This window comes from Herbaspirillum sp. YR522, from assembly GCF_000282575.1.
In the GTDB taxonomy this organism is placed as follows: domain Bacteria; phylum Pseudomonadota; class Gammaproteobacteria; order Burkholderiales; family Burkholderiaceae_D; genus Herbaspirillum.
The window spans coordinates 1-8,330 of sequence record NZ_AKJA01000083.1 but is presented as its reverse complement, the minus strand read 5'-3'; the positions used below and the strand labels follow the sequence as shown (position 1 = coordinate 8,330).

Genomic DNA, 8,330 nt, shown 5'->3' with positions numbered 1-8,330 from the left:
CGGTGGCCATCACCACCGGCTCGCCACCAAGCAGCTTGAGGTTGTAGCCGATATTGCCGGCACAGCCACCGAACTCGCGACGCATGGTGGGCACTAGGAACGAGACATTGATTTTATGCAACTGGTCGGCCAGTAATGCGTCGGCAAAGCGGCCGTCGTACTGCATGATGTTGTCGTAGGCGAGCGAGCCGCAGATCAGTGAACTCATGGGAGGGTGGTCGAAAAAGTGAAGGAATGCCGCATTGTAGAAGAAAGCGGCATGACTTTCAGGGATAAAACAGGTAGATGCGATATCCCGATACCAGCGCGTTGTCGAGTTCGAAGGTCAGCTTGACCGCTTGCTCGCTGCCAGCGCCGATGCCGTTGTCGATCTGCGCGCTGCCGGGCAGGTAGTCGCGCGGGCGGAACACCCGCCGCACCACCGGTTTCTCGTCGTCATTGTTGAGCGTGAGCTCGATGGCCGGCCAGGCCTGGGCACTGGTGCTGCGGTTGCGCAGCAGCAGCGACAGCGCATAGATGTTCTGGTTCGGTGGCACCACCTGGAGCTCATTGGATTCCAGCGACAACTGGTCGATTTCAGCCGGTACGCCGACCGTGCAATTGAAGGTGGCGCACATGCCGTTGAGCATCGGGCGCAACATCGGGGCGCCGGTGGCGATCTGGTTGCGCCAGTAATAGGTGGCCTGCAACAGCAGCAGCGGCACCATGACCGCCGCCAGCAGGATCATGGCGATCTGGGTGACATGTCCGACGCGGGCGCGCCGCTCGGCCTTCTTGACGAAATCGAGGTCATCCAGCACTGCCGGTTCGGCCTCAGGTTCGGGCTGTGCATCGGTGGCCGTGCCGGGCTCGTCGGCCGGCGTGTCGTCGGGGGCGCCATCCTGCGGCGAACGCCGCGGCTCGTCGTCGGCCGATGGCTTGCTGGGCAGCGGGAAGTCGTCAGGCGCAAGCGCATCCACGCCGGGCAAGGGGGCGCCCAGGTCGGGGATATAGCCGGGACTGTCGGGCGAGCGGAACACCTTGGGCTCTTGCACCAGCGGGATCGGTTCCGTGACTACCGGCGGCACCGATGCAGGTGTCGGTGCAGGTGTCGGTGCAGGCGCAGGTGCAGGTGGCTCGACCGGCGCTGGGGTATTGACCACCGGCAGCGCATCGGCGCCGGGCGAGGCGTTCGTGGCCGGCATGGCAATGGACGCCGGCGCGGCAGGTGGCGGGATGCCTGGCGGCAGCGCCCGGCTGCCCGGTGCGGGATGATAGAGGCCATCGCTGATGCCGGCCTCGACCAGGTATTCGTTACCGTTGAAGACGTTCTTGCAACTACCGCAGCGGACCAGTCCACCGCGCAGTTTGAGTTGGTCGTTGGCGACCCTGAAGATGGTGAGGCATTGCGGACATTGGGTCGCCAGTGCCATGCACTTTACTCCGGCAGGCGGCCTGCCAGCGCCACCCAGCCTTCGTGTTCCGCCCAGACCGTCAGGGTGATGTAGGGCGCATAGGCGGCGATGACTTCAGCGGCTTGCCGCTCCAGTACCCCCGACAGCACCAGCGCGCCGCCTGCGGCCACGCGCCCGGCCAGCATGGGCGCCATCACCTGCAGCGGGCCGGCCAGGATATTGGCCACCACGATATCGAAACGCTCGCCCTCCGGATAGACCTGGGCAAACGGCTCCGGCAGGAAGAAATCGATCTCGCAATGGTTGCGCTGGGCGTTGTACCGGGCCGACTCCATGGCTTGTGGATCGATGTCGACCCCGACCACCCTGGGCACGCCGAGCTTGGCCGCCACCAGTGCGAGGATGCCGGAACCGCAACCGTAGTCGAGCAGGCCAGAGGCCCCCGCATCGGCATTGGTCTCGAGCCATTCCATGCACAGCCGGGTGGTGGGATGACTGCCGGTGCCGAAGGCCAGGCCCGGGTCCAGTTCGAGGATCAGCGCATCGGCCACCTCGGGGGCGTCGTGCCAGCTGGGCACCACCCAGATCCGTTGCCCGATCTGGATCGGCTCGAACTGGGATTGCGTCAGGCGCACCCAGTCCTGCTCTTCCACGTCGCGCGTGGCGAACGGCAGTGCGTAGTCGAGGCCGATGGCGTGCGTGGCGTCGGAGACGATGGTGGCATGGTCGGCGTCGCGCCCGGCCAGTGCCACCACGCGACTGCGATCCCATGCCGCTTGCTGCGGCTCCATGCCCGGTTCGCCGAACAATGGCCGCTCGGCCTCGGTGCCTTCGTCGGCGTCTTCCACCGACACCGACAGGGCGCCTGCTTCCATCAAGGCGTCGGACAATGCCTCGGCCTGGTCACGCGCGACTTCGATGACGATTTCAACCCAACCCATGGCGTCTCACTTCTTGGTAGATTTGTCGGCGTCCGACGCCGGACGTTCAGACAGCTTATGTTCCAGATAATGGATATTGGTTCCGCCTTCGAAGAAACGGGCATCCACCATCAATTCGCGATGCAGCGGGATGTTGGTCGAAATACCCTCGACCACCATTTCCGACAGCGCGATCTGCATGCGGCGGATCGCCTGTTCGCGGGTCGACCCGTACGAGATCACCTTGCCGACCATCGAATCGTAGTTCGGCGGCACGAAATAACCGGCGTAGGCATGCGAATCGACGCGGATGCCGGGACCGCCCGGGACGTGCCATGCCGTGATGCGGCCTGGCGACGGTACGAACTTGAACGGGTCTTCGGCATTGATGCGGCACTCGATGGCATGGCCCTTGAGCTCGATGTCGCGCTGGCGATAACGCAGCTTCTCGCCGGCGGCGATACGGATCTGCTCCTGAACGATGTCGACGCCGGTGATCATCTCGGTGACCGGGTGTTCGACCTGCACGCGAGTGTTCATCTCGATGAAATAGAACTCTTCGTTCTCGTACAGGAACTCGAAGGTGCCGGCACCGCGGTAGTTCATCTTGCGGCAGGCTTCGGCACAGCGTTCACCGATCTTCTCGATGATCTTGCGCGGGATACCCGGCGCCGGTGCTTCCTCGATCACCTTCTGGTGGCGGCGCTGCATCGAGCAGTCGCGTTCGCCCAGCCAGATCGACTGCTTGTGTTCGTCGGCCAGGATCTGGATCTCGACGTGACGCGGATTCTCGAGGTACTTCTCCATGTAGACCTCGGGATTGCCGAAGGCGGCACCCGCTTCGGTCTTGGTCATGGTGACCGCGTTGATCAGCGCCGCCTCGGTATGCACCACGCGCATGCCGCGACCGCCGCCGCCGCCAGCGGCCTTGATGATCACCGGATAGCCGATCTTGCGTGCAATTTGCACGATTTCCTTTGGATTGTCGGGCAACGCGCCTTCCGAGCCTGGCACGCAAGGCACGCCGGCACGGATCATCGCCTGCTTGGCCGAGACCTTGTCGCCCATCATGCGGATGTTCTCGGGACGCGGGCCGATGAAGACGAAGCCGGATTTTTCGACCCGTTCGGCGAAGTCCGCGTTTTCCGACAGGAAGCCGTAGCCCGGGTGGATCGCCTGGGCGTCGGTCACTTCGGCGGCACTGATGATGGCCGGCATGTTCAGGTAGGACAGGGCCGAGGGCGCCGGTCCGATGCAGACCGACTCGTCGGCCAGCTTCACGTATTTGGCTTCGCGGTCGGCTTCGGAGTGCACGACCACGGTCTTGATGCCCATCTCGCGGCAGGCGCGCTGGATACGCAGGGCAATTTCGCCACGGTTGGCGATCAGTATTTTTTCAAACATAGCAGGAGAGAGGCGTCGCCAAATCAAGCGTTATAGAGATCCGGATGGCGGGATTGCGCACCGCGCGGTCGTTCACCGCGCTGGCAGGGCTGCAGATTCCGCTTCGGGCCGCCCGTGGGCGGCGCCATCCGGCTAAGCCGGGATTGCCTTGTGGTGCGTCGGCGACTGCCTAGCCGATCAGGAACAGCGGCTGGCCGAATTCTACCGGTTGGCCATTTTCGACCAGGATCTGCTTGATCACGCCGCCCTTGTCGGAGTCGATCTCGTTCAACAGCTTCATTGCCTCGATCAGGCACAGGGTATCGCCTTCCTTGACTTCCTTGCCGACCTCGACAAATGCCGGAGCACCTGGCGCCGAGGCGCGGTAGAAGGTACCGACCATGGGCGACTTGACGATGTGGCCTTCAGGCACGACCGGTGCCGCCGGCGCCGCCGGTGCAGCTGCCGGCGCGGCTGCCACGGGAGCGGCCACCGGTGCGTAGGCTTGCTGCTGGGGCATCATCACCAGCTGGTTCTGGGCATTCGGGGAAGATTTGACGATCCTGACCTTGCTTTCGCCCTCAGTGACTTCAAGCTCTTCGATGGCCGATTCTGCAACCAGGTCGATCAGTGTCTTGAGTTTTCGTAAATCCATTTGAATCCCTCGGAATGTAGATGAGTTTTAAATAATCGCCGACCGTTCATCGCGGTCGGCAGTATGTGTTGGTCAGCCAGGAGCAGTGTCGCGTGGACGCCAGGCGCGGCGCTACGCTTGATGCAGCCAGTAGTCGACGGCCAATCGGTAGCCGTCCACGCCGAAGCCGCACATGACCGCCCGGGCAATACCGGACAAGTAAGAAAAATGACGGAATTGCTCGCGTTGGTGGACATTCGAGATGTGCACCTCAACGAACGGGATGGCCACCCCGGCCAACGCGTCGCGCAACGCCACGCTGGTATGCGTGAGTCCGCCCGGATTGATCACGATGGCATCGACCGCTTCGCCGCGTGCTGCGTGAATGCGGTCGATCAATGCACCTTCATGGTTGCTCTGGAACGCCTGCAGGTCGGCGCCGGCGGCGCGTGCCTGTGCCTGCGCGCGACTTTCGACATCGGCCAGCGTGGTCGATCCATAGACTTCCGGCTCCCTGGTCCCAAGCAGATTGAGATTCGGACCATTCAGCAGGAGAAGGTGTTTTGCCATCGAGTTTAAGCCCCATTTGACGACGATGCGCGCATTTTGCCGTCAAATGACACCATTTGGCAAGAAAAACTTTCTTTTCGGGGATTTACACCTGGGACAGGTCGCGGCGCAGCTCATCGAACTTCAAGCGGCCCAGATAGATCTTTTTGACTTTGCCGTCCCGGCCCACCAGAACGGTGAAGGGAAGACCGCCGGCCGCATTGCCGAATTGCCTGAGCAGATCGGTGGCGCCGGTACCGGCAACGTAGAGAGGATAGCGGATTTGGTATTTTTGTGCAAATTGCCCGATATTTTCGGCACTATCGATGCCAATTCCCAGAATTTGCACCGGCGCAATGTCTGGCTGCAGGGCCGTCAGTTCGGGCATCTCCTCGACGCAGGGGCCGCACCAGGTGGCCCAGAAGTTGATGAGCAGCGGTTTGCCTTTCCACTGCGACAGCGGCTGGGAGGCGCCTTTCACATCCGGCAAGTTCTGCGACAGCAGGCTCGCCAATGCGCGGTCCTCGGGCGAAAGCGGCGGATTGTTGCGATGGTGCACCGCCAGCCCGGCGCCGATGGCCAACGCCGCCACGGCGACGATCAGGATGATATTGCGCAGCTTCTTCATGGATCCGTGCTTTCTTTGTCGTTATCTTCGTCTATCACTGCCTGCAAGGCGCGGGCGTCGCCGCGTTCGGCGCGCCGTCCGGGGACACTGCGCAGGCTGCCGCGCAGGTCGTCCTGGTCGTATATTGCCAGGTGCGCCAGCTCGGACGCACCACCAGGTTGCGGCAACAGCAGGCTGAGCGTCTCGACCATCTCGCGCCCATTGCGAAAATGCGGCGTCTCGCCCACCTCGAAGTTCACGTCCTGGTTGAGCAGGAATATCTCGACTTCCTTGGCGCTGGAGGCAAACAGCTGGAGATGGATGTCCGAATGGTCGCCGGCGGTGCCGTTCCAGACCGCGCCGGTAATATAAGGGTTGAATTGCTGCAGTTGCTGCATCAGTTTCAATGCCACCTGGCGCAGGTGAAGCAGGCGCGCCGGTTGGGTGTCGGCAAAGAACAATTGGTTGTAGATACGCACTTCTTCTTCGATCTGCTCGTTATCGGGCATGATCTCGCCGCGCACCTTCTGGTTGCCCAGCAATTGCTTCTGGGCGCGACGCTTGGCGCTGCCATAGTCGGCGCCGTCCTCGGCGATCATGCGCGCGGCGGCAATGGCGATCTCGCTGCGAAGGCGTTCGGTTTCCGATGTAAAGAAATCAGGCATGGGCGACATCATACCCGTTGACACCGGCGCTCGCCGGCAGCTCAGGTAAAATCCCGTGATTACACTCAGTTGGAACGCTTGAGTTCTTTATGCACATTCACATTCTCGGCATTTGCGGCACCTTCATGGGTGGCCTGGCAGTGCTGGCCAAGGAGGCCGGGCACAAGGTCACCGGTTGCGATGCCAACGTCTATCCGCCGATGAGTACCCAGTTGCAGGCGCAGGGCATCGAGCTGATCCAGGGCTTCGATCCGTCCCAGGTGGCCCTGGCCCCGGACCTGTTCGTCATCGGCAACGTCGTCTCGCGCGGCAATGCGCTGATGGAAGAGATCCTCAACCGTGGCCTGCCCTACGTGTCGGGTCCGGAATGGATCGGCCGCCACATCCTGCAGGACAAATGGGTCTTGGCGGTCGCCGGTACCCACGGCAAGACCACTACCTCGGCGATGCTGGCCTGGATCCTCGAGCACGCCGGCTATCGACCCGGCTTCCTGATCGGTGGCGTGCCATTGGACTTCGGCATCTCGGCGCGCCTGGGTAGCGATGGACAGGGAGGTGCATCGCCCTTCTTCGTCATCGAAGCCGATGAATACGACACCGCATTCTTCGATAAACGCAGCAAGTTCGTTCACTACCGTGCCCGCACCGCGGTCCTGAACAACCTCGAATTCGACCACGCCGACATCTTCCCCGACCTGGGTGCCATCGAGACCCAATTCCATCACCTGGTGCGCACCGTGCCCGGTATCGGGCGGGTGCTGGTCAATGCGCGCGAGGCGGCCTTGCAGCGGGTACTGGCGCGTGGCTGCTGGAGCGAGCAGGAGCGGTTCGGCGTGAGCGAGGGTGCCGGGTGGGCGATGAAGACCTTTGCCGACGACAGCTTCGAAGTATTCTTCGATGCCGTCTCGCAGGGCACCGTGCAATGGTCGCTCAGCGGCGAGCACAACCGGATGAACGCGCTGGCTGCGATCGCCGCCGCCCGTCACGTCGGCGTGCCGCCGGCGCAGGCCATCGCCGCGCTGGCCCGGTTCCAGAACGTGCGCCGGCGCATGGAGTTGCGTGGCAGCGCCAATGGCGTGGCCGTGTACGACGATTTTGCCCATCACCCGACCGCCATCGCCACTACCGTGGCCGGCCTGCGCAAGAAGCTGGGCGCCGATGGCGGCCGTATCCTGGCGGTGCTGGAGCCGCGCTCCAACACCATGAAACTGGGCACCATGAAAGAAGCGTTGCCGGGCAGCCTGGCCGCCGCCGACCTGGTGTTCGGCTACGGCGCCAATGACGGGCGCGACGCGCTGGGCTGGGATCTCGGCCAGGCGCTGGCGTCGCTGGGTGAGCGCGCGCAGGCCTTCGATGACCTGCCCGCGCTGGTGCAGGCGGTGGCACGGGCAGCGCGCCCGGGCGACCATGTGCTGGTCATGAGCAATGGCGGCTTCGGCGGCGTGCACCAGAAATTGCTGGACGCGCTGGCATGATCCTTTACCTGCACGGCTTTCGCTCTTCTCCCCAATCGTTCAAGGCGCGCCTGATGGCGCAGCGCATGGCCCGGCTGGGACTGGCGCAGCAGTTCGTGTGCCCGCAGCTGCCGGCCTCGCCGGCCGCCGCCATGGCGCTGGCCGAGTCATTGGTCGCTGGCGTCGATGCGGCCCGGCTGGCGGTGGTCGGCTCGTCCCTGGGCGGCTTCTATGCCACCTGGCTGGCCGAACGGCATGGTTGCCGTGCGGTATTGCTCAACCCGGCCGTGACGCCACCGCGTGATCTCCAGTCGTACGTCGGCGTCACTACCCAATACCACAGCGACGAGCCGTTCGAATTCAAGCGCGAATATGTCGACGAGCTGCGCGCCCTGGCTGTGCCGGCCATCAGCGATGCCGGGCGTTACTACCTGATTGCCGCCACCGGTGACGAAGTGCTGGACTGGCGCGAGATGGTGGCGCACTATCCGGGCGCGCGGCACACGGTGATCCAGGGTAGCGACCACGGCATCGCGGAGTTCGCCGACCACCTCGACGCCGTGCTGGCGTTCTGCGGGGTCGCCGCCGACGACGGGCAGGAGCATTGATGCCGCATTCGTGGTGCAGGCCGCACAAGGCGCGCTGGATGTCGCATCCGCAGGCGCTGGCGTCGTTGCTGGCCGGGCAGGGGGGCCATGCGCGTACCTTGCGCGCCTGGCTGGCC

9 protein-coding genes and 1 pseudogene are annotated in these 8,330 nt (G+C 63.7%); 2 read left to right on the top strand and 8 right to left on the bottom strand.

The window, feature by feature from the left end:
- The 8 genes and pseudogenes from PMI40_RS11820 to PMI40_RS11785 all read right to left on the bottom strand — a co-directional run.
- Window positions 1-208 (bottom strand): annotated as a pseudogene (locus tag PMI40_RS11820) (carbohydrate kinase family protein); the annotation flags it as partial.
- 58 nt (window positions 209-266) lie between these two features.
- Window positions 267-1,412, bottom strand: coding sequence for a DUF3426 domain-containing protein (locus PMI40_RS11815; protein ID WP_008115501.1), 1,146 nt, complete (start codon window positions 1,410-1,412; stop codon window positions 267-269).
- A 5-nt stretch (window positions 1,413-1,417) separates the two neighbouring features.
- On the bottom strand, window positions 1,418-2,335 hold the full coding sequence (prmA, locus tag PMI40_RS11810) for a 50S ribosomal protein L11 methyltransferase (protein WP_008115499.1): 918 nt from the start codon (window positions 2,333-2,335) through the stop codon (window positions 1,418-1,420).
- A 6-nt stretch (window positions 2,336-2,341) separates the two neighbouring features.
- Entirely contained in the window at window positions 2,342-3,718 is a 1,377-nt protein-coding gene (accC, locus tag PMI40_RS11805; RefSeq protein WP_008115497.1) for an acetyl-CoA carboxylase biotin carboxylase subunit, read from the bottom strand.
- Window positions 3,719-3,887: 169 nt separating this feature from the next.
- Window positions 3,888-4,352 (bottom strand): acetyl-CoA carboxylase biotin carboxyl carrier protein, encoded by a 465-nt coding sequence (gene accB / locus PMI40_RS11800; RefSeq protein ID WP_008115495.1) that lies wholly within the window; start codon window positions 4,350-4,352, stop codon window positions 3,888-3,890.
- A gap of 111 nt (window positions 4,353-4,463) precedes the next feature.
- Window positions 4,464-4,901: a type II 3-dehydroquinate dehydratase gene (gene aroQ / locus PMI40_RS11795; RefSeq protein WP_008115493.1), complete on the bottom strand. Its 438-nt coding sequence runs from the start codon at window positions 4,899-4,901 to the stop codon at window positions 4,464-4,466.
- 85 nt (window positions 4,902-4,986) lie between these two features.
- Complete coding sequence (locus PMI40_RS11790) at window positions 4,987-5,508, bottom strand: TlpA disulfide reductase family protein (protein WP_008115491.1); 522 nt, start codon at window positions 5,506-5,508, stop codon at window positions 4,987-4,989.
- Window positions 5,505-6,161 carry a hypothetical protein gene (locus tag PMI40_RS11785; RefSeq protein ID WP_040501946.1) on the bottom strand — a complete coding sequence of 219 codons (657 nt, stop codon included), beginning with the start codon at window positions 6,159-6,161 and terminating at the stop codon, window positions 5,505-5,507. Before PMI40_RS11785 ends, PMI40_RS11790 begins: the two co-directional genes overlap by 4 nt.
- 80 nt (window positions 6,162-6,241) lie before the next feature.
- Between PMI40_RS11785 and mpl the strand changes: the two genes are divergently transcribed.
- Entirely contained in the window at window positions 6,242-7,627 is a 1,386-nt protein-coding gene (gene mpl / locus PMI40_RS11780) for a UDP-N-acetylmuramate:L-alanyl-gamma-D-glutamyl-meso-diaminopimelate ligase (RefSeq protein ID WP_008115487.1), read from the top strand.
- Window positions 7,624-8,214: a YqiA/YcfP family alpha/beta fold hydrolase gene (locus tag PMI40_RS11775; RefSeq protein ID WP_008115485.1), complete on the top strand. Its 591-nt coding sequence runs from the start codon at window positions 7,624-7,626 to the stop codon at window positions 8,212-8,214. Before mpl ends, PMI40_RS11775 begins: the two co-directional genes overlap by 4 nt.
- Window positions 8,215-8,330: the final 116 nt, after the last annotated feature.